Source organism: Streptomyces sp. NPDC043685, assembly GCF_056436585.1.
The window spans coordinates 703,435-722,336 of record NZ_JBWKCH010000003.1 but is presented as its reverse complement, the minus strand read 5'-3'; the positions used below and the strand labels follow the sequence as shown (position 1 = coordinate 722,336).

Here is an 18,902-nt window from a genome sequence, read left to right as displayed (position 1 = left end):
TGCTGTGGTTCCAGCCGCCGAGGTGCGCGAACTGCGGCCGGGTTCGAGTGCCAAGCGGGAGGGTACGGCCCAGAGTGCTCGCGTCTTGAGGCTGTGGTCGCCGCGTCGGGGAGCGGACGGTGACCGTTTGGGGGGGGCTGGCTCATGTCGGATGTGATGCGGAGGCGGGAGTACCGGGCGTCTGCTTCTACCACCAGAACCGTGCTTCTCCTCGTGGGACTCAGCCTTGCCGGCGCGGCGGTGGAGATCGCGACTGTCGGCGGAATGCCGGGCCGGCTCAAGGTGGCGGTCATCGTCTGCCTGACGGCTCTGTTCGTCCCTCTGCTCGCTTGGAGTCTGCGGAGCGCGACCGTCATCTCCCGCGAGGGCGTGACGGTCAAAGGACTCAAGCGTGCAAGACGGACGGCCTGGCGGGACATTCAGGGCATCGACATCGAGCCCGGCCCGGGGAGCCATCCCAGAATGCTTGCCGTGATGTACGACCGGCAGGGTCACCGTACGGCGCTGCCGCATCTCGACGACCGGAACGTGGCGTCGCTGGAGGACGAGGTGCTCGCCCTTTGTGCGCAGTGGAAACGGCTGCGCGGTGCGGACTGGCAGCCGGTGCAGCAGGTGGCCACCGCACAGGGATTTTTCCTTGACCTGGCGAGTTCGGTGATGGCCGGCCTCATGGCCGCACTGGCAGCGATCATGTGGTCGGCCGGTGTCTTTGTCGTCCTGCTGCTGCTCGGCGTGCCACAGGAGGCCGAGGACTACGGCCCGCCCCTGTCGGTCCTCCTCTCGGCCGAGATGCTGCTCATCGTGCCTGCTCTGGCATTCACCGTCACCACGATCCGGGTGATGCTCCACCGCGAGCGTTGAGGCGGCACTTCTTCGCCTCCACCTGCCTCGCCCACGGCCTCCCCATCACTGACGTCGCCGAGCGGATGGGCCACAGGACCATCGAGATCACCTTCAAGATCTACCGCCACCTCATGCCCGGCTCCATCAGCGAAGCCGCCAAAACCCTCAACCACGCCCTCGCCGATAAGGCAGCCGGTCGGGTAGACAGCGCTCGTCTCCGATGCGGTCGGCTTGAAGATCTCTCGTCGTAGCGGGTGCGCTGGGCTGCTGGATCAGCTGCCGGCTGGCGTCACGCCGAACATCAGGGTGTGGCGTGGGACGTCGTACTGGACTGTCTGATTGTGCTCCAGCAGATCCTTCAGGACGTCGGCGTCGTCGGCGTCGACCGTCAGGACTTCTTCTCCGGCTCCTTCGTCCAGCACCAGCTGCAGGGTGAAGGTGCCGCGCTGGCCGGGTTCCCCGGCCACCCAGCTGAACTGGTAGTGGTTGACTTGGCGAACCTTGATCGCGGCGTCTGTCAGGGGCTGCTCGACCTGTGTCATGACTGCCGACTCCCTTTCTGTTCCTGTGTTCTTGCCCATGCCTTCCCGGACTCCTGAAATCCACTGTCTGAGGGCAGCGTCTCGAAGTTGCGTACGACGTACTTGCGCAACTGCGCCCGGTCGGCCTCGCGGCGCTCAGTGCCGACGTTCATGCGTTCCTCCGAGCGCGTTATGGCGTCAGCGCCGCCGGCACCGGTGTCTGCGGAGCGCGTCATGTCGGTCGTCTCGCTGATCTCGGCGCGGGCCCACCCGCCCGCTCCGGGCTGGTTGGCCTTTTGCCAGGCCGCGTCCCAGTCGATGCCGTAGCGCTCATACAGGCGGCGCTCCTCGTCCTCGGAGAGGTGACCGCCTGCGTCCACGCCGGGTGCGTCCTTGACCTTGCACTTCGGGTAGGGGACTGCCAGGTGGTCGAGCACCCTAGGGATGTGCTCCAGGGTGATCACAGGCCGCTCACCCTCTCTCTTCTCGCGCGCGGCTCGCTCCATATCCGGCTCACCACCCCAAAGGGTGTGAAACAGGAACAAGCATGTTGAATAGCGAAGCGACAAGCGCGTTCCGGAGGCTGCTCTCACTCCCGGACCGGACCGGGTGGTGTACATCTCACCAAGCCCGTACACGCGTTTGGTGGCAGGTGGTGGGGCTACTCGCACCGGCAAGCCTGCGTCGCAGCAAGGAACAGCGTCGACGGGACCGCGCAGAGACAGACGACAAGGGGTTGGTCGCGATGACCGTCGCGACACAGCAGGGCGGCGGGGGCGGTTCCAGCGGCCTCTACGACGTTCTGGAACTCATTCTCGACCGCGGGCTGGTGATCGACGCCTACGTGCGGGTCTCCCTCATCGGTATCGAGCTCCTCACGATCGACATACGGATCGTGGTGGCCAGCGTCGACACCTACCTTCGCTTCGCCGAGGCGTGCAACCGCCTCGACCTGGAAGCGGGGCCGCGCAAACCGGCCGGGCTCGCCGAGCTCACGGGGCAAGCGACTGAGTCCGGCGCGCGTGGCAAGACCAAGGGAGCCCTGACCGGCGCCGCCGAGACAATCTCCGACGCCTTCCAGCAGACACGCGACGACGGCCGGGAACGTCAGGGCGAGCGGCCCGCCCCGCGCGGCAGAGGTGAATGAGAGAGGAGCACCTACCTCTACGGGATCATCCGCCCCTCCCATCCCTCCTTCCGCGAGGACCTGGACAGCATCGGCGACCCCCGCGGCCGTATGCGTGCTGCGCCAGTCACCTCCTCACCCAACGAGGCGCCACTGGGGATTCCCCACTGGCCCCGAGTACAGGAAAGCCCGGCCTCGCACGGCGGCGAACTGATGTTGAGAAACTCCGGCTATGGGATCTTGGGGAACGTTGGGGCCGGCGCTGTTGTCTCTGGCGGGTGTTGCGCTCGGTGCGGGCGGATCGCTGTTTGGCCAGTACCTCGTCTCGCGAGTAAGCACTCGGCAGCTCGAAGTGCAGGAGTCAGCCGCGCATCGCGCGGAGCTCAAGAACGCGGTCCTGAAGTTCCTGGGCATTGCGTCGCAGGTGGAGAAGGCGGCACTCGCCCACTCGGGCAGTGGCGACACCTCGGCCGATCCCGTGCTCGACCACCTCGTCGACGACCTGTGGTTGGCTCATGCGGAGATCGACCTGGCGGCCAGAAGCGAGCCCCTGCGGGGCGCCGCCTATCGTTATGCAGCCCGCCTCGCCGAGGCCGCCCGGGGTGAGATAGCCGACGGGGCCGCGCTGCGCGGGCCGCAGGCGCAGTTCTTCGACGCGGCGTATAGCGATATGTGGCCTGGCCGGCGACGGGCGGCCGGGGATTCCGTGGCACCTCAGTGAGACGGTGCTGAGAGTGGGGCGATCTTGTCGTGGCTGGTGTGATCACGGCGTCAGAGCCGTCTTGGATACCCCCGTTCAGCGGACTGAGCCCGCGCAGCTTCCGCAAGCTGATCACCGCGCTACGCCGAGAAGGCACGGATCAACACGGCAACCGGGACTACAGCGGGGGCCGGCCGTTGATGGCGCCGCCGGGGTCGTCTGCCAGAGCGAGGCGCGCGGTGATGCGTTTGCCGACCGGCTCGCGCTGGGCTTCGAAGCCCTGGGCGACGGCCATGACGATGTCCAGGCCGTGCTGGCCGACCCGTCCGGCGTCCACGGCCCGGGCTATCGGCAGGGCGGGGCGGAGGCCCACACCTCGATCTCGACCAGTCAGCGGCGGCCCCGGCCGGATGCAGCGGTTCAGGGTGCTGTCCGACGGATCATGTGAGCGCTCTACGTCCGGGACGTCAGGTCTTGCGTGGAGCGGGTGGTCTGACGAATGACGAGTGCGCCCGGCTGAATCCGCATCTTCCCAAGTCAGGACAGCGAGGTGGCCGGTGGGCCAGTCACCGCAAGTTGATCAGCGGGTTCTCAGCCGTGAGGGCTACCGCCCTGTGCCGTAGACGGCGGCCATGGGTGAGCTGCCTGTGGTGACGAAATCGTGGATGCCCGTCAGGTAGGCGTCACGGTCGACCAGTCCGTCGCAGTCAGCGTCGAGCGCGTCCGCCGCCGCCCGGTTGAGGGTGCGCCGTGCCGACTTCGACCGCATGGTGCGGCTCGGATGGGTCCGCTCCCCGCAGTCGATGGAGGTCCGCTTCGGCACGAGCCAGGCCGGGGCCGTCGACGTCGCGCTCTACACCACGACGTTCGTCGACGCGGTGGTCCACGCCCATCCGGTGGTCGACTGGGAGCAACTGCGCGCGGTGGAGAAAGGCCGGCGCTCTCCGCTCGCCTCCCTGCGCCCGGAACCGGCACCCGCGTAAGCCTGCTGAGGGTGCGGCCCTCCGCACCCGGGCCCCTGGTCTCGCCGGGTGCGGAGGGTGGTCATACGGCGTGGGGGCGCGCGGTCTCCAAGCGGTGCAGGCGTTCGTAGAGGGCGCGGACGAGGCGAGCGCGGTTCTGGACGCAGCGCACCGTGCCTCCGATCGTCACGGACAGCCGGCCTTCCGCCTCTCGCAGGACGATGTCGGCGAGCGCCCGGGGGCCGCTGTCTCTCGGCAGTTGGTAGGCGCGGCGGCGGACGTCGCAGGTGAGGGCGCGGGCGTGACCGGTGAGCTGCCCGGCCATTCGTTCGAGGACACGTTCGGCGACGGCGAGTCGTCCCGCTCGGCCCGCGCTTCCGCCATCCATGCACCCCGCCGGGAGCTCGTCCGGCGGGGTGCCGGCATGTGGCCGTTTCAGCCACGGAGTCACCTCAGGCCATGGCCACGACGGCCGAGATCAAAGCCTGTAGGCAGACCCTTTCGGCCTCCTCGTCCGGCAGCGAGAGGTGCTGCATCGTCAGTCCGTCGAAGCCCGCGAGGAAGAACCTCGCGATCGTCTCGGCGGGCTGGGCCAGTTGGTGGCCGGTGCGTTCGGCGGCCTCTCTGATGAGTTTTGCCGTCACTGCCGAGATCCCGCTGTAGTGGCTGTGCAGCGCCTCCCTCAGGCGGGGCGTACGCAAGGCGAACATGGTCAGCTCGGTGAGGAGCTGGTGTGACGCGGGCTGCTGCAGCACGGTGCCCCAAAGGGCCTCGGCGAGCGTGACGATGGTCTCCTCGAAGCTCGCGTCCGTGGGTGCGGTCCGCTCCACCTGGGCGACCAGGTCTTCGGTGAGCTGCTCCATGACGGCCCGGTAGAGGTCTTCCTTCGTGCCGAACGTGTAGTGCACGGTCGCCTGTGCCACTCCCAGCTCCGCGGCGATGGCGCGGGTGCTGCCGGCGGCGACGCCTTCCCTGGTCATCAGGTCGATGGCCGCCTTGATCAGTTGTGGGCGGCGCTCCGCCGCGGATACGTGAGCCATTCCTGCATCCTATGCGACTCAGTCTGCCGAACTGGTCACTCGACAATATCGCCGCTGCGGCAGGGGGTCACGGGTGCGACGCGTGGAGGCGATTGCCCGGCCTGTAGTCCCCGCCGGACGTCTTCAGGCCTCCGATCGTTCCATCAATCGACTGTGTCGACCAACACAATCGAGTGACATTGTCAGCTGACAAAGTCGCCCGTATGGTTCTGGCCAGCGACAGCCTGCGCCGAACGAAAGGCAAGCCCGTGACCCACGAGACCCTGCGCGGAACCGAGCCGATCCCCCAGCGTCCCGCCCTGCCCTTGGTCGGCCACGCCTTCGACATCCCCGGTGGCGCCGACGGCCTGCTCCACGTGATGAAGGAGGCCAAGGAGCTGGGGCCGCTGTTCAAGCTCCGCATCTTCGGCAACGAGATCAACTTCGCCTCCGGCCTCGACCTCGTCACCGAGCTGGCGGACGAGAGCCGGTTCCGCAAGAACGTGCACCCCGACCTCGTGATCCTCCGGGAGATCGGCGGCGACGGACTCTTCACCGCGTTCAACGACGAGCCCAACTGGCGCAAAGCGCACGACGTCCTGATGCCGGCGTTCTCCCTCGGCGCGATGCGCGGCTACCACTCGACGATGCTCAAGGTCGCCCGTGAGCTGATCGGCAAGTGGGACCGGGCCGCCGGCACGGAGCCCGTGGACGTCGCCGACGACATGACACGGCTGACGTTCGACACGATCGGTCTGTGCGGTTTCGGCTACGACTTCGAGTCGTTCAGCCGTGCCGAGCCGCACCCCTTCGTCACGGCCCTGTCGCGAGCGCTCGGCTTCGCCCAGGCCAAGGGGGAGTCCATCCCCGGCACGGAGCTGTTCAAGTGGAGGCAGGCCGAGCGGTTCCACGCCGACGTGACCCTCATGAAGAACCTCGTCGACGACGTGATCCGGGAGCGCCGGGCCTCCGGAGACCAGAGCACCGACGACCTGCTGGGGCGGATGCTGCACACCCCCGACGCCGTCACGGGCGAGCCCCTGGACGACGTCAACATCCGCTACCAGGCGATCACGTTCCTCATCGCCGGCCACGAGACCACCAGCGGTGCCCTGTCCTTCGCCCTGTACTACCTGACCAAGCACCCCGAGGTTCTGGCACGCGCCCAGGCCGAGGTCGACGCGCTGTGGGGCGACTCGGACGCGCCCGAGCCGGACTACGGGGACATCGGCAAGCTGACGTACATCCGCCAGGTCCTCAACGAGAGCCTGCGTCTGTGGCCGACGGCCCCCGCGTACGCCGTGGAGCCGCTTGAGGACACCGTCATCGGCGGGAAGTACGTCGTGCGCAAGGGCGAGTCGATCCAGGTGCTCATCCCGCAGCTGCACCGGGACCCCGCCTGGGGCGAGAACGTCGAGCTGTTCGACCCCGACCGGTTCCTGCCCGAGCGGGAGGAGGAGCGCCCGGTCCACCTGTTCAAGCCGTTCGGCAGTGGAGAACGCGCCTGTATCGGCCGCCAGTTCGCGCTGCACGAGGCGACGCTGGTCCTCGCGCTGGTGATCCACCGCTACCGCCTGATCGACCACACCGACTACCAGCTGAAGATCAAGCAGTCGCTCACCCTCAAGCCCGACGCGTTCACCCTGAACCTGGCCCGGCGCACCAGCGGGGAACGCCGCCTGCCCACCGCCGCGGCCGTCGCCGCGGGCAATGCTCCCGCAGGCCAGGACCGGCATTCGGTCCGGCGTGCCACCGGCACCGCGCTGACCCTCCTGCACGGTTCCAACCTGGGCACCTGCGCGGGCATCGCCCACGAGCTGGCGGCAGACGGCGAAGAGAACGGCTTCAGCCCGTCCGTCACCCCCCTCAACGACGCCGTGGGCAAGCTCATCCCCGGTGGCGGTCCGGTGGTGATCGTGGCCGCCTCCTACAACGGCAGGCCCACCGACGACGCCACGGATTTCGTGGCCTGGCTGGAGGGCCTCGAGCCCGGCGCACTCGACGGCCTGAAGTACGCCGTACTCGGCGTCGGCGACCGCAACTGGGCCGCCACCTACCAGCGCGTCCCCACCCTCATCGACGAGAAGCTCACCGCCGCGGGCGCCACGTCACTGCTCGAACGCGGCGCGGCGGACGCCGCCGGCGACTTCGCCGGCACCGTGGACCGCTGGACCGGCGACCTGTGGACCACCCTGCTGGATCGGTACGGGGCCGCCGGAGAGGCACCGGAGGCCGAACCGGCCGCCGCCCAGGAGATCGGACTGTACGAGCTTCAGGACGCGACCGACTCCATCATCGGAGGGCTCGCGGCACGGCACGGTGTGCAGCCGATGGAGGTGCTCGACGCCTACGAACTGGTCGACACGAGCCACGAGTTGGGTCGCTCCAAGCGATTCCTGAGGCTGCGGCTGCCCGACGGCGTCACCTACCGCACCGGCGACCACCTGGCCGTCCTCCCCAGCAACCCCGACACCCTCGTCCGGCGGGTGGCCGACCGCTTCGGCCTCGACCTGGACCGTACGGTCCGGCTGCGGGCCCGCCGCCGCAGCCGGGGCGCCCTGCCCATCGACCGGCCGCTCACCCTGCGCCGCCTGCTCACCGACTTCGTGGAACTGCAGGATCCCGCCACCCAGGAGCAGATCGCCGTGCTCGCCGAGCACACCGCCTGCCCGCCCGAGAAACAGCCCCTGGCCGCACTCGCGGCGGCGGCCCCCGAGGCCTTCCACGAGCAGGTGACCGCCACCGGACGCAGTGCCCTGGACCTGCTGGAGCGCTACCGCGCCTGCGAGCTGCCCTTCGAACGCTTCCTGGAACTGCTGCCCGTCCTGCGCCCGCGCCACTACTCGATCTCCTCCTCCGCCCAGGCGGCACCCGGCGAGGTGGACCTGATGGTGTCGCTGCTCGCCGCGCCCCACCGGGGCGGCGAGGGCACGTTCCACGGCATCGCCTCGCACTACCTCCAGACCGTGCACGCGGGCGACACCGTCCAGGCCAGGGTGCTGCCCTGCAGTGAGGCCTTCCGCCTGCCGCAGGACACGTCGGTGCCGGTGATCCTGGTCAGCGCGGGCACCGGTCTGGCGCCTTTCCGCGGAGCGGTCCTCGACCGCCACCACACCCGGTCCACCGGAAAGCTGCTGTGTTACTTCGGCTGCGACCACCCCGACGTCGACTACCTCCACCGCACGGAGTTCGAGGAGGCCGAGGCGGCCGGAGCCGTCAGCATGCGGCCAACCTTCTCCTGCGCCCCCGAGGACGGTGCCCGCTTCGTCCAGGACCGCATCGCGAAGGAGCGCGACGAGGTCTGGGCCGTACTGGAGGCCGGCGGACGCGTCTACATCTGCGGGGACGGCCGTCGCATGGCTCCGGCGGTGCGGGAGTCGTTCATGGCGATCTACCGCACGTTCACGGGCGCGGGTGACGACGAGGCCACCGCCTGGCTGGCCGCCCTCATCGAGTCCGGCCACTACGTGGAAGACGTCTGGGCCGGCTGACCGCCCAGCGTGCGATGGCAGACGCCCACCGCCCCGCATCCCCGATCTACGGGCCGCCGACGTCCGACACGTCGGTGGCCGCGCCCCGAAACGCGGCTCATGCCCCCTGACTCGTGAGGCTCTCATGCTTGTTGCAAGCTCGGCACACAGCCGAGGAACCCCGGTGACCTCCGACTCCGCACTGAGGAGCGCGCGGTGAACGCGCGAAGCGGCTCCGCCCTGACCTTCGGCGTGGCGGTGGCGCTCATCGCCGGAGTCACCCTCGGCAACGGCGGGGCGAACGTGATGCCCGTGTTCGTCGACGACTTCGCCTCACGCTTCGGGCTGTCGGACTCCGGCGCCGGGCTCGTGGCTGCGACCCAACTGATGGCGACGGCGGCGGTGACGCTGCTGCTGGCCAAGCGGGCCGCACGGGCGGGACGGGTGCTGATGACCCGCTTCGGGCTGGCGCTCGCGGGAGCCGGCTTCCTGGGAGCGACAGCGGCCACCGGCCCGGTGACCCTGGTCATGGCCAACCTCGTCCTCGGTGCGGGGCTCGGCGCGGTCTACGCGGCGGCCACCGCGGCGCTCGCCGCCACCGACGACACCGACAAGGCGTCCGCCGTCACCATCTCCGGCACGGTCGGTGTGACCGCACTGCTGATCATGGGCGTCCCCGCGGCCAACCACGAGCTCGGGGAGGGCACCGGCTTCCTGCTCATGGCGTTGTGCTGCTTCCTCGCCTGGCCGCTGATACGCCGACTCCCCGACGGCCCCGCCGGTCCCTCGACTCCGGACGCCGGGCCCGCCGGTACGGCGGAGGCGACCGCGGCCAGGCCGTCGGTGGTCCTGCTCCTCGGGACCGCGCTGCTGTGGGCGGTCACCCAGGGCGCGTGGTCGTACGCCTCGGTCCTGGGCCGCCAGCACACCGGTATGTCCCACTCGGCTGTGTCGGCCGTCCTCGCGACCTCCAGCGTCGTGGCGCTCGTCGGAGCGGTGGTGGGCCCCATCGCGGCGCGGCGCTTCGGACGGATGCGGTCGATGGCCGTCTTCGTCATGGCGCAGGCCCTCGCGATGGCGGTCGTCGTCCTCACCCACGACCCCGTGCTCTTCACCATCGCGGCGGTCTTCTGGCAGGCCTGCCAACTGGCCGTCCTCGTACAGATGCTCGCAGCCGCGGCGCTCATCGATCCGACCGGACGCCTGGTCGCCTCCCTCAGCGGCGCGGGCGCCCTGGGCACAGGCGTCGGACCGCCGGCCGTCGGGGCCGTCCTGGACGCCGCCGGGGCGGCCGTCCTCGGCCTCGTCCTGGCGCTCGGCACCTTCCTCGCCTCGCTGCCCCTGCTCCGGATGACGGTGGCCGGCACGGAGGCATCGGCCGGGGGCGGACTCGCCGCCTCCTCCTCCGCCGAGACCGCTCGGTGACCGGACCGGGGGACACCGCCTCGGCGGCCCCGGACAGCAGCGGTCTGTTAGTGGCCGCTGCGGTCCCCTCTGTGGCCGCGGGGGTCAGTTCCCGGCGCTCATGCGGTGCATAGGTTCCCCGCAATCCCTGATCCATCGAAGAAAGGAACAACCGGTGAGTGAGAACGAGTACGACACCTGTGTGATCGGTGCCGGACCCGCAGGACTGGCTGTCGCGAGGGCGCTGACGGAGCGGGACCTGCCGTACACGCACATAGAGCGTCACACGGGACCGGGCGGGCTGTGGGACATCGACAACCCGGGCAGCCCGATGTACGAGTCGGCCCACTTCATCTCCAGCAAGACACTCTCCGGCTACGGCGGCTATCCGATGCCGGACCACTTCGCCGACTACCCGCCGCACCGGCAGATCCTGTCCTATCTGACGTCGTTCGCCGAGGCCTACGGACTCACGGACCGGATCGAGTTCGGCACCGAGGTCCGCAGCGTGGACAAGAACCCGGACGGCACCTGGACGGTCACCCGGGCCGACGGCCGGGCCACTGCACACCGGCAGGTCGTCGTGTGTACGGGCGCGCAGTGGCATCCCAACGTCCCCGACCTGCCCGGCGAGTTCACTGGAGAGATCCGCCACACGGTCACCTACCGCAGCAGCGCCGAACTGCGGGGCAAGCGGGTGCTGGTCGTGGGCGCGGGGAACTCCGGGCTGGACATCGCCTGCGACGCGGCGCGGTCCGCCGGCCACGCGGCGATCAGCATGCGCCGTGGTTACTGGTTCATTCCCAAGCACCTCTTCGGCCGACCGGTGGACACCATCGCCGCCGGCGGCCCGCACCTTCCGATGTGGCTCCAGCAGAAGCTGTTCGGCGGCCTGCTGCGGCTCATCAACGGCGACCCGCGCAGGCTCGGTCTGCAAAAGCCCGACCACAGACTGTTCGAGACCCACCCGGCCATCAACTCGCTGCTGATCCACCACCTCCAGCACGGGGACATCACCGCCCGGCCCGGCATCGCGCACACCGACGGCCGGACCGTCCACTTCACCGACGGCACCAGCGACGACTTCGACCTGATCCTGCTGGCCACGGGATACGTCCACAAAGTCCCCGTCGCGCAGAAGTACTTCGGCGACGAACAACACCCCGACCTCTACCTGTGCTCCTTCTCCCGCGAGCACGAGGGCCTGTTCGGCGTCGGCTTCGTGGAGACCAACTCCGGGGCCTACCAGCTCTTCGACAGGCAGGCCCAGCTGATCGCCTCCTTCATCCGGGACGCGAGGGCCGGGCTGCCGACCGCCGAGCGGTTCACCCGCATGATCCGCGGTGACCGGCCGGACCTGTCCGGCGGACTGAAGTTCGTCGACTCGCCACGCCACACCGGCTACGTGCACAGTGACGCCTTCGTGAAATACCTCGGCAAGGTCGCCGAAGGGATGGGCTGGCGGACCGATGGCCTGCCGCCCCGGGCAACGTCCGTGGGACAGCAGGCGGTGGCGTCATGACGTACGACTTCCGTGACAAGGTCATCCTGGTGACCGGCGGCGCCGGAGGCATCGGCAGCGCCCTGTGCCACCGCTTCGCGGGAGGCGGTGCCCGTCTCCTCGTGGTCGACATCGACGAGGTGCGGGCGAAGCGGACCGCCGCCGAGCTGCCCGGGAGCGGTCACGCCGGGCTGGGCTGCGACCTGCTGGACGGCGCCGCCGTGCAGCGGATGCTCGACGGCGTCGCGGTCACTCATGGCCGTATCGACGTCCTGGTGAACAACGTGGGCATGACCAGCGCCGAGCGTTTCGACGTGCGCAGCGTCGAGAGCATCGAGCGGGAGATCGACGTCAATCTCGTCGCCCCGCTGGTCACGACCCGGCTCGCCGTTTCGCTGCTGCGGGCCTCCGGCGACCCCCGGGTGGTCACCACCGTGTCTCTCGGCGGGATCTTCCCGCTGGGCGAGACCCCGATCTACACCGCCTCGAAGTTCGGGCTGCGTGGCGCGATGCTCGCCATCGGGCTGGACCTGCGGGGCAAGGGCATCCAGGCCGGCTCGGTGCTGCCGTCGGCGACCGACACGCGGATGCTCCGCCAGGAGGCCGTCGACGGCGGGAACTCCATGCAGTTCCAGGACGCGCCGCAGCAGCCGTCCGACGTCGTCAGGGCGGTCGTCAGCCTGCTGGACAAGCCCCGCCTGGAGTCCTACGTCCGGCCCGGCGAGTCCCGGCTGGTGCGATTCGCGATGCTGGCGCCGAATCTGCTGCCCAGGCTCTTCCCGCTGTTCCGCAAGCGGGGGGAGCGGGGCATGGCCCGCTATCTGGAGGACCTGCGCCGCAGGGGACTGGCCCGCCAGGTCGGCGGCGGCCGGTGGGAACTGGTGGAGGAAGCATGAGCGGCACGGTCATCACCGGTGTCGCGGAGACGCTCGACGTCGTCAACCCCGCGACAGGCGCACTGATCACGACCGTACCGGCGGCGAGCGAGCAGGACGTCGTGCTGGCGGCCGAGCGGGCGCACGAGGTCTTCGTCAGCGGCGTCTGGGCCGGCCGGTCCCCGCGGGAGCGAGCCGCCGTCCTGCTGCGCCTGGCCGACCTCATGGAGCGCCATGCCGGGTTTCTGGCCCGGCTGGACTGCGAGGACGCGGGCAAGCCGATCGCGGAGTGCCGTACGGGAGACGTGCCCGCGGCGATCGAATCGATCCGCTGGTTCGCGGAGGCGGCCGACAAGGTCTTCGGCCGCGTCGCCCCCACCGGTCACGAGAACCTGGGCCTGGTGAGCCGGGAACCGGTCGGGGTGGCCGCCGCCATCCTGCCCTGGAACTACCCCCTGGCCATGGCCGCCTGGAAGGTCGGCCCCGCGCTCGCCGCGGGAAACTCCCTGCTGCTCAAGCCCGCCGAGGCCACCCCGCGCTCCACCCTGCACCTGGCCGCCCTGGCCGCCGAGGCGGGCCTGCCGGACGGCGTGCTCACCGTCCTGACCGGCCACGGCAGCGTCACCGGTACGGCGCTCGCCCGCAACCCCCTGGTGCGCGCACTGTCGTTCACCGGTTCCACGGCCACCGGACGCCGCGTCCTGGCCGACGCCGCGGAGACCAACTTCAAGCGGGTCTCCTTGGAGATGGGCGGCAAGAGCCCGCAGATCCTCATGCCGGACGCGCTCGAGTACGGCGACGAACTGATAGACCACATGACCCAGGCCGCGTTCCTGACCATGGGGCAGAACTGCACCGCCGGCTCCCGCGTCCTGGTCCACCACAGCATCGCCGAGGAGGTGCTGGACCGGTTCACCGCCGCCGCGCAGAACCTCACCATCGGCGATCCCGCCGACGCACGCACCCAGGTCGGACCGCTCATCAGCCGTGCCGCCTTCGACCGGGTCGCGGCGGCGGTGGAGGCGGCCCGCTCCGCCGGGGCCCACATCCACACCGGCGGTCTGCCGCACGGACTCCCACCGCGCGGTGCCTACTACCCGCCCACCGTGATCAGCCGGGCCCCGGCCGACAGCGACGTGCTCACCAAGGAGCTGTTCGGCCCTGTCGTGGCCGTCCAGACCTTCACCTCACAGGACGAGGCGGTGCGGTTGGCGAACGCCGGCGAATACGGGCTGGCCGCCTCGGTGTGGACCCGCGACCTCGACGCGGCGTTCCGGCTCGCGCGGGGTGTCCAAGCCGGGGTGGTCTCCGTCAACGCGTACAGCGAAGGCGACATCACCACCCCCTTCGGCGGGTGGAAGCAGTCGGGATTCGGCGGTGCGGAGAAGTCCACCGACGCCTTCGCGCAGTGGACTCGGGAGAAGACCGTCTGGATCCGCACGCGGTGACCGGGTGGCCCGGTGGCGCGTGGGCGGTCGCCTCACTGTTCCGCGGCCTCCCCGCGCAGCCGGGCCGGGGTCACGCCGTGCCAGCGACGCACCGCCCGCCGCAGTGCTCGCACATCGGAGAAACCCGCCTGCCGGGCGATGTCCCGCAGGGTCAGCTCGGGTCGGCGCAGCACCTGCTCGACCCGCTCGCGGCGCACCCCGTCGACGACCGCCTCGTACGTCGTGCCGCACTCGGCCAGCCGACGGCGCAGCGTGCGCTCGCTGGAGGCGTGCCGTCGGGCCTGTTCGACGAAGGACGGTACATCGGGCAGGCTCTGCGCGATCGAGATCTCCAGTACTTCCAGCAGGTCCTGCTGATCGCGCCTCGACGCCACCTGCTCTTCCAGAATCTCCACGACGGCGGTGTAGGTGACCTGGTCGCGGCCCGGCATCGGACGCCCGGCCCACGCCGTGGGGAACACCAGGCGGTTCCCTGCGGCGCCGAAGCGCAGGGGGCAGCGGAACAGCTCCGTGAACGGCCCCGTGTCGTGGGGGGCGGGGAAGGCGAACTCGACGCTCTGCGGGGCGAATTCCGCGCCACAACTCAGCCGCGTGAGGGCGACGACGCTGGCGAACGCCTCCTCCGCCAGGAAGACCGCGACCACCGGATCGAGGGCTGGATCGGGCAGCTCGGTCCGCAGTACGTAGCCGGTTTCCTCCGGCCCGGCGGACCAGACCACCATCGCCCCGGACAGGTTCTGGAAGCGCACGCCAGTCTCGATGGCCTCCCGCAGTGTGTCGGCGGCCATCTGAGCGAACCCCAGCAGACCCCAGGAGGTCAGGTGCTGTGCGGCGCCCACCCGCAGGCCCAGGTGGGCGTCACCGGTGAGCTCCAGCGCACGCCGGATGACGGCACCGCCCTGGCGGTAGGAGACCCGCAGTGCCGCCGAGCGCATCATCGCCTCGTCCAGCCCGACCCGGTCCAGCTCGGGCCGGAGGTCGACCCCGTACCCGTCGGTGACCGGGGCAAGGCAGCGCAGGATGTTCGGCGGGATCGTCGCCGAGGTGCTGCGGCTGGTTCCCGGCGACTGCGCCGGGGCGGGGCTGTCGGGCATGGCGTTCCTTGTGACCGGGTGTGCTCGCTGCGCACACAGTAGAAGGGGCGTGTCCCGATGCTGCTGGAGGGGGCGTCCTCCTCGTCGCCGGCAACGCGCGTGGCTTGACCGGCTTGGCTTTGTCTTTCGTTTGCGCACGCCGCTGCTGCGGCGTCACCGGCTTCTACACCACCGACCGGTTGATCATCGCCAGCGCCGCGTTCCTCGCCGGACGGCTCCCTCTCGCAACCCAGCCCGCGCCGTTCGCGGCCACCGCCGCAGTCGCCGTGCCTGGTGCGTTCCTGACCGTCGTGATCGCCTGCGCCTACGTGACCACCGATGCCCTCGCCCCTGCGGGCCGGACCAGCGAGGCATGCGCATGGCTGATCCTCTCGATCAGCGTCGGACCCTCCGCCGGTACCGCTCTGGCCGGACGCCTCGCCGAGCAGACGCTGGCCAGGGCGGCGCTCCCCGCTTGTACGCCACCATCGCTGCTGTGTTGATCGAGCCGATCTGCCACGTGGCCACGGACTACCTCACCCGCTACGGACGGCTGTGGCCATGAGAGTTGATCTGGCCGCTGCATTGAGTTGTGCAGGGCATGACGGAGGGGCGGTCCGAATTCGGACCGCCCCTCCGTCATGCCAGCCGTTCCACCCTGCGCCCCAGGCGCTCCTGCACGGGGTTCAGCTTGATCGGGCGGGCGAGCTCATCACGGTGTGGACTTTCCGCAGAGAAAGTCATGGACACGTCACTCGTCGCGGAGAGTTGGCGAGGCGCCCTGACTCTAAAAGAAGTGCTTGCGTCCACCGACCGCGCGACCGGTCGCACCCAGGATCCACAGGATGGCGCCAACCAGAATGAGGATGCCACCGATCGTCGTCAGCAGACCCATGCCGACCAGCATGCCGATGATCAGCAGAATAAGCCCAAGAATGATCATTTTAACCCCATCGTCAATTCCGGCTCAGGCGCGTGTGCGTATGAGCTTCACAAGGGCCTGAGTTCGTCCCTTTGTGGGTAGATCCCGACCAGCTCCGAATGCCAGGACCTCGGTGCGATAGCCCTTGTGCCCAGCGACACGGCGTTCACGCCCTCCTTCGAAACTTCGTTCAGTACGCCATCTCCTCGCCCGTCCTCTACTCCGGGAGGTCCGATCACCCCGGACCGGTTCGGACGTTGGTGCCGGAGACGCCGGGCAGCGGCGCCTGCGGGCAGGTCCTCAGGTCCAAGGGCTTCTTCACCCTCGCCAGCCGGCCCTGGGTGACGGGACCGTGGCCGCAGGCCGGTTCGGTGGCTCGCTTCGAGCCTTCCTCTGCTCGTCACACCGCCAGCCCTGATGCGCAGGTACTCGTCTTCATCGACACCCAGATGGACGCGGAGCTGCTGCGGGCCGACCAGAACGGCTGCCTCATGCAGGAAGGCGTAGCTCTGCCCGCTTCGGGCGAGAATGGCCCGACCGTCTTCCGACCCGCGGCCACCAATGCTCACGCGTTTCCGCAGGTCAGCGCACCCTTCCCCGCGCTTTCAACGGCACCGGCGGCAGTTCCGGTGCGGGCAGTGGAGCCCCGTCGTACCCCTTCACCTCCCCGAACCGCGTCCCCTCCATCCAGTCCCGCCGCGCCTGCTCGATCTCCGCCTGCGAGCGTCCGATCCAGTTCCAGAACATGATCAGTTCCTCGTCGAACGGTTCACCGCCCAGCAGCATCAGGCCCGCGTCCGACTCCGCCCGCAAGGGCAGTTCGTCGCGGCCGCAGCCGAGGTAGAGCATGGATCCGGGCAGGAGCGGGACCCCGTCGACGTGGGCCTCGCCGGACATGGACAGCACGGCGTACTCGAAGTCCGGTTCCAGGGGGAGGCGTACGTCCGCGCCCCGGGTCAGGGCCAGGTCGGCGCCGACGATCGGGGTGTAGGCCGTGCCGGGGGACGTCGCGCCGTCGAGGTCGCCGAGGATCAGCGTGGCCGTGAGCCCGGGGGCCGTGACGACCGGCAGCTCGGTGTGGTGTTCGAAGCGCGGCTCGGTGTGGCGGTGGCCGTCGGGGAGGGCGACCCACAGTTGCGCGCCGTGCAGGAAGCGGGCGTGGGAGCGCGGGCTCTCCTCCGAGTGGCTGATGGCCCGCCCGGAGGTCATCAGGCCGAGTTCGCGCGGGCGGATCGTCTGGAGGCTGCCGGTGGAGTCGCGGTGCAGCACCTCCCCCTCGTGAAGCCAGCTCACCGTCTGAAGACCCATGTGGGGATGCGGCGGCACCTGCATGCCCGGCTCGTCGGCGATGTCGTCGGGGCCGTAGTGGTCGACGAAGCACCAGGCGCCGACCATCCGGCGGCCGAGGTTGGGCAGCAGCCGGCGGACTTCGCCGGACTCGCCCAGCCTGACCCTGCGAGGGCTGAGGAGTTCACGCACCGGCTCCGCCACCACGAAGCCACGGCCACCGCACAGGGAGGGGGCCGCCTCGCGCTCAAGATTGCTCATGACGCACAACCTAGTCCGGCGCGGGGGCCGGCGTCAGCGTCACGTTCGGGCGGCACCTCGACGCCTCGGCACCTCGGCACCTCAGCCCGAAGAATAGTAGCCATGTACATAGTAGCCATGTACCGTATCCCGCATGAGCAACGGTTCCGAAGGCGCGACACCCGGATTCCTCGTGTGGCGGCTGTCGACGAAGTGGCGGGTCGCGGTCGACCGCGCGATGGCTCCGCTGGGGCTCACCCACGCGCAGTACGCCCTGGTGGCCTCCCTGCACGGCATGCAGCGCTCGGGCGAGCGGCCCAGCCAGCGCCGCCTCGCCGACCACACAGGACTGGAGCCGCTCTACGTGTCGAAACTGGCCCGCGCACTGGAGACCGCCGGTCTCCTGGAGCGCACCCGTGACCCACGCGACCCGCGCGCCGTGCAACTCGCGCTCACCGAACAGGGTCAGGAGGTCACCCGGCGGGCGATCGAGGTCGTGCACGGGCTCCTCCGACAGCTCCTCGGCCCGCTCGGCGGCCTCGACAGCACCCGCACCCGGGAGTTCACACGTGAGCTGACGGCCCTGCTCGACGCACCTCTTGATCCCTCCAGCGAGAACGAGACGGAGCAGTCATGACTACCACCGCACCCCGCGTCGACCCGCGTGTCATCGCCCTGGCCCACTACGTCGGCCGCGCCCTGCTGGAGCACGTGCTCGACCGGCACGGCGTCACCTTCCAGCAGTCGGTCACCCTGCGGCTCGCCGCCCTCGCCGACGGCCCGGTCGCGCGCGAGCGCCTCGTCGACGGCGTCACCGACGCCCTGAAGACCGGCGCGGCCGAGGTGCACGGCGTGCTCGACGAGCTGATCGACGCGCGATGGCTGGCTCCGGACGGGGCGTCGGACGTCCGGGTCACGGACGCCGGGCGTGAGCTGTACGCCACGACCTCCCGCGAGACGGCGCCCATCACCGCCCGCATCTACGCCGGCATCCCCGCGGAGGACCTGGCCGTCGCGGGCCGTGTGCTGAGCCTGATCACCGAGCGGGCCGGTGCCGAACTGGCCGCCCTGAGCCGCTGATCCGACCCCCGTCCGGCCGGTGGAATAACGAGCCGGAGGGCTCGGTTGTCGGCCTCGAAGGAGGCACCGAGTGAACACGATCCAGGACACGACGTACTACGCCCACGGGACTCCGGCCGAGCGCTGGGAGCGCGCGCGGCTGTTCTTCGACGCCAAGGACTACGCGGCCGCGGCGCGCGTCCTGGCCGGGCTGGTCGAGGAGGTGCCCGAGCAGACCGGGCCCCGGCTGCTCCTGGCGCGCTCCTACTACCACTCGGCGCAACTGCGGCGCGCCGAGGACGAGTTGCGGACGATCGTCGAGAAGGACCCGGTGGAGCACTACGCCCGGCTGATGCTCGGCCGCACCCTTGAGCGGCAGAACCGGCACGAGGAGGCGGAGTCGCACCTGCGGATCGCCTCGGCGCTCGCCGGTGACTTCGAGCAGCGCTGAC

General features: G+C 70.0%; 22 protein-coding genes and 3 pseudogenes. 16 read left to right on the top strand and 9 right to left on the bottom strand.

Annotation, left to right across the window (positions count from 1 at the left end):
* Positions 1–201 precede the first annotated feature (201 nt).
* On the top strand, positions 202–861 hold the full coding sequence (locus tag AC0665_RS12510) for a hypothetical protein (protein ID WP_478605644.1): 660 nt from the start codon (positions 202–204) through the stop codon (positions 859–861).
* Positions 862–863: 2 nt separating this feature from the next.
* Positions 864–1,025, top strand: a pseudogene (locus AC0665_RS12505) (tyrosine-type recombinase/integrase); the annotation flags it as partial.
* Positions 1,026–1,115: 90 nt separating this feature from the next.
* Here the strand turns inward: AC0665_RS12505 and AC0665_RS12500 are convergent.
* Both AC0665_RS12500 and AC0665_RS12495 read right to left on the bottom strand, forming a co-directional pair.
* Entirely contained in the window at positions 1,116–1,385 is a 270-nt protein-coding gene (locus tag AC0665_RS12500; RefSeq protein WP_389971237.1) for a hypothetical protein, read from the bottom strand.
* On the bottom strand, positions 1,382–1,828 hold the full coding sequence (locus tag AC0665_RS12495; protein ID WP_478605646.1) for a hypothetical protein: 447 nt from the start codon (positions 1,826–1,828) through the stop codon (positions 1,382–1,384). Before AC0665_RS12495 ends, AC0665_RS12500 begins: the two co-directional genes overlap by 4 nt.
* Positions 1,829–2,109: 281 nt before the next feature.
* On the opposite strand from AC0665_RS12495, the gene AC0665_RS12490 reads away from it, so the two are divergent.
* The 3 genes and pseudogenes from AC0665_RS12490 to AC0665_RS12480 all read left to right on the top strand — a co-directional run.
* A complete protein-coding gene (locus AC0665_RS12490; RefSeq protein ID WP_478605649.1) occupies positions 2,110–2,511 on the top strand; it encodes a gas vesicle structural protein GvpA in 402 nt (133 codons plus the stop codon).
* Between the two features lie 211 nt (positions 2,512–2,722).
* A complete protein-coding gene (locus AC0665_RS12485; RefSeq protein WP_478605652.1) occupies positions 2,723–3,211 on the top strand; it encodes a hypothetical protein in 489 nt (162 codons plus the stop codon).
* Positions 3,212–3,240: 29 nt separating this feature from the next.
* Positions 3,241–3,351, top strand: a pseudogene (locus AC0665_RS12480) (IS5/IS1182 family transposase); the annotation flags it as partial.
* 17 nt (positions 3,352–3,368) lie between these two features.
* Here AC0665_RS12480 and AC0665_RS12475 read toward each other — a convergent pair.
* Both AC0665_RS12475 and AC0665_RS12470 read right to left on the bottom strand, forming a co-directional pair.
* Entirely contained in the window at positions 3,369–3,563 is a 195-nt protein-coding gene (locus AC0665_RS12475) for a hypothetical protein (RefSeq protein ID WP_478606287.1), read from the bottom strand.
* A 231-nt stretch (positions 3,564–3,794) separates the two neighbouring features.
* Entirely contained in the window at positions 3,795–3,959 is a 165-nt protein-coding gene (locus AC0665_RS12470) for a hypothetical protein (RefSeq protein WP_478704958.1), read from the bottom strand.
* On the opposite strand from AC0665_RS12470, the gene AC0665_RS12465 reads away from it, so the two are divergent.
* Positions 3,958–4,173, top strand: coding sequence for a hypothetical protein (locus AC0665_RS12465; RefSeq protein ID WP_478704957.1), 216 nt, complete (start codon positions 3,958–3,960; stop codon positions 4,171–4,173). The genes AC0665_RS12470 and AC0665_RS12465 overlap by 2 nt on opposite strands.
* Positions 4,174–4,234: 61 nt before the next feature.
* On the opposite strand, the gene AC0665_RS12460 is transcribed toward AC0665_RS12465, so the two are convergent.
* Together AC0665_RS12460 and AC0665_RS12455 are read right to left on the bottom strand one after the other, a co-directional pair.
* Positions 4,235–4,540, bottom strand: a complete 306-nt coding sequence (locus tag AC0665_RS12460) for a DUF6415 family natural product biosynthesis protein (RefSeq protein WP_478704956.1) — start codon at positions 4,538–4,540, stop codon at positions 4,235–4,237.
* A 64-nt stretch (positions 4,541–4,604) separates the two neighbouring features.
* Positions 4,605–5,192, bottom strand: a complete 588-nt coding sequence (locus AC0665_RS12455) for a TetR/AcrR family transcriptional regulator (protein WP_478508680.1) — start codon at positions 5,190–5,192, stop codon at positions 4,605–4,607.
* A gap of 248 nt (positions 5,193–5,440) precedes the next feature.
* On the opposite strand from AC0665_RS12455, the gene AC0665_RS12450 reads away from it, so the two are divergent.
* The 5 genes from AC0665_RS12450 to AC0665_RS12430 all read left to right on the top strand — a co-directional run bounded on the left by AC0665_RS12450 (position 5,441) and on the right by AC0665_RS12430 (position 13,869).
* Positions 5,441–8,662 (top strand): bifunctional cytochrome P450/NADPH--P450 reductase, encoded by a 3,222-nt coding sequence (locus tag AC0665_RS12450; RefSeq protein ID WP_478704955.1) that lies wholly within the window; start codon positions 5,441–5,443, stop codon positions 8,660–8,662.
* Between the two features lie 195 nt (positions 8,663–8,857).
* A complete protein-coding gene (locus tag AC0665_RS12445) occupies positions 8,858–10,066 on the top strand; it encodes an MFS transporter (RefSeq protein ID WP_478704954.1) in 1,209 nt (402 codons plus the stop codon).
* Positions 10,067–10,220: 154 nt separating this feature from the next.
* Positions 10,221–11,567: a flavin-containing monooxygenase gene (locus AC0665_RS12440; protein WP_478704953.1), complete on the top strand. Its 1,347-nt coding sequence runs from the start codon at positions 10,221–10,223 to the stop codon at positions 11,565–11,567.
* Positions 11,564–12,442 (top strand): SDR family NAD(P)-dependent oxidoreductase, encoded by an 879-nt coding sequence (locus AC0665_RS12435; RefSeq protein WP_468404426.1) that lies wholly within the window; start codon positions 11,564–11,566, stop codon positions 12,440–12,442. The genes AC0665_RS12440 and AC0665_RS12435 overlap by 4 nt, the downstream gene beginning before the upstream one ends.
* Positions 12,439–13,869 (top strand): aldehyde dehydrogenase family protein, encoded by a 1,431-nt coding sequence (locus AC0665_RS12430; protein WP_478704952.1) that lies wholly within the window; start codon positions 12,439–12,441, stop codon positions 13,867–13,869. Before AC0665_RS12435 ends, AC0665_RS12430 begins: the two co-directional genes overlap by 4 nt.
* Positions 13,870–13,901: 32 nt before the next feature.
* Here the strand turns inward: AC0665_RS12430 and AC0665_RS12425 are convergent, their stop codons facing one another.
* Complete coding sequence (locus AC0665_RS12425) at positions 13,902–14,963, bottom strand: AraC family transcriptional regulator (RefSeq protein ID WP_478704951.1); 1,062 nt, start codon at positions 14,961–14,963, stop codon at positions 13,902–13,904.
* 104 nt (positions 14,964–15,067) lie between these two features.
* On the opposite strand from AC0665_RS12425, the gene AC0665_RS12420 reads away from it, so the two are divergent.
* A complete protein-coding gene (locus AC0665_RS12420; RefSeq protein WP_478704950.1) occupies positions 15,068–15,445 on the top strand; it encodes a hypothetical protein in 378 nt (125 codons plus the stop codon).
* A gap of 284 nt (positions 15,446–15,729) precedes the next feature.
* On the opposite strand, the gene AC0665_RS12415 is transcribed toward AC0665_RS12420, so the two are convergent.
* Positions 15,730–15,885 (bottom strand): hypothetical protein, encoded by a 156-nt coding sequence (locus tag AC0665_RS12415; protein ID WP_093436216.1) that lies wholly within the window; start codon positions 15,883–15,885, stop codon positions 15,730–15,732.
* A gap of 98 nt (positions 15,886–15,983) precedes the next feature.
* Between AC0665_RS12415 and AC0665_RS12410 the strand changes: the two are divergent.
* Positions 15,984–16,343 (top strand): annotated as a pseudogene (locus AC0665_RS12410) (CobW C-terminal domain-containing protein); the annotation flags it as partial.
* Between the two features lie 103 nt (positions 16,344–16,446).
* Here AC0665_RS12410 and AC0665_RS12405 read toward each other — a convergent pair.
* Positions 16,447–17,412: a pirin family protein gene (locus tag AC0665_RS12405; protein ID WP_478704949.1), complete on the bottom strand. Its 966-nt coding sequence runs from the start codon at positions 17,410–17,412 to the stop codon at positions 16,447–16,449.
* Between the two features lie 133 nt (positions 17,413–17,545).
* On the opposite strand from AC0665_RS12405, the gene AC0665_RS12400 reads away from it, so the two are divergent.
* From AC0665_RS12400 to AC0665_RS12390, 3 genes are all read left to right on the top strand, one after another.
* Positions 17,546–18,028, top strand: coding sequence for a MarR family winged helix-turn-helix transcriptional regulator (locus tag AC0665_RS12400; protein ID WP_478605685.1), 483 nt, complete (start codon positions 17,546–17,548; stop codon positions 18,026–18,028).
* Positions 18,025–18,471: a MarR family transcriptional regulator gene (locus AC0665_RS12395; RefSeq protein WP_478704948.1), complete on the top strand. Its 447-nt coding sequence runs from the start codon at positions 18,025–18,027 to the stop codon at positions 18,469–18,471. Before AC0665_RS12400 ends, AC0665_RS12395 begins: the two co-directional genes overlap by 4 nt.
* Positions 18,472–18,541: 70 nt before the next feature.
* Positions 18,542–18,901: a tetratricopeptide repeat protein gene (locus AC0665_RS12390; RefSeq protein ID WP_468404410.1), complete on the top strand. Its 360-nt coding sequence runs from the start codon at positions 18,542–18,544 to the stop codon at positions 18,899–18,901.
* The last annotated feature ends 1 nt before the right edge of the window (position 18,902 follow it).

Excerpts from the sequence above, each read along its gene's own strand:
- AC0665_RS12500 (WP_389971237.1), bottom strand. The coding sequence starts at position 1,385 with ATGACACAGGTCGAGCAGCCCCTGACAGACGCCGCGATCAAGGTTCGC.
- AC0665_RS12490 (WP_478605649.1), top strand. The coding sequence starts at position 2,110 with ATGACCGTCGCGACACAGCAGGGCGGCGGGGGCGGTTCCAGCGGCCTC.
- AC0665_RS12485 (WP_478605652.1), top strand. The coding sequence starts at position 2,723 with ATGGGATCTTGGGGAACGTTGGGGCCGGCGCTGTTGTCTCTGGCGGGT.
- AC0665_RS12465 (WP_478704957.1), top strand. The coding sequence starts at position 3,958 with ATGGTGCGGCTCGGATGGGTCCGCTCCCCGCAGTCGATGGAGGTCCGC.
- AC0665_RS12470 (WP_478704958.1), bottom strand. The coding sequence starts at position 3,959 with ATGCGGTCGAAGTCGGCACGGCGCACCCTCAACCGGGCGGCGGCGGAC.
- AC0665_RS12460 (WP_478704956.1), bottom strand. The coding sequence starts at position 4,540 with ATGGATGGCGGAAGCGCGGGCCGAGCGGGACGACTCGCCGTCGCCGAA.
- AC0665_RS12455 (WP_478508680.1), bottom strand. The coding sequence starts at position 5,192 with ATGGCTCACGTATCCGCGGCGGAGCGCCGCCCACAACTGATCAAGGCG.
- AC0665_RS12435 (WP_468404426.1), top strand. The coding sequence starts at position 11,564 with ATGACGTACGACTTCCGTGACAAGGTCATCCTGGTGACCGGCGGCGCC.
- AC0665_RS12430 (WP_478704952.1), top strand. The coding sequence starts at position 12,439 with ATGAGCGGCACGGTCATCACCGGTGTCGCGGAGACGCTCGACGTCGTC.
- AC0665_RS12425 (WP_478704951.1), bottom strand. The coding sequence starts at position 14,963 with ATGCCCGACAGCCCCGCCCCGGCGCAGTCGCCGGGAACCAGCCGCAGC.
- AC0665_RS12415 (WP_093436216.1), bottom strand. The coding sequence starts at position 15,885 with ATGATCATTCTTGGGCTTATTCTGCTGATCATCGGCATGCTGGTCGGC.
- AC0665_RS12405 (WP_478704949.1), bottom strand. The coding sequence starts at position 17,412 with ATGAGCAATCTTGAGCGCGAGGCGGCCCCCTCCCTGTGCGGTGGCCGT.
- AC0665_RS12400 (WP_478605685.1), top strand. The coding sequence starts at position 17,546 with ATGAGCAACGGTTCCGAAGGCGCGACACCCGGATTCCTCGTGTGGCGG.
- AC0665_RS12395 (WP_478704948.1), top strand. The coding sequence starts at position 18,025 with ATGACTACCACCGCACCCCGCGTCGACCCGCGTGTCATCGCCCTGGCC.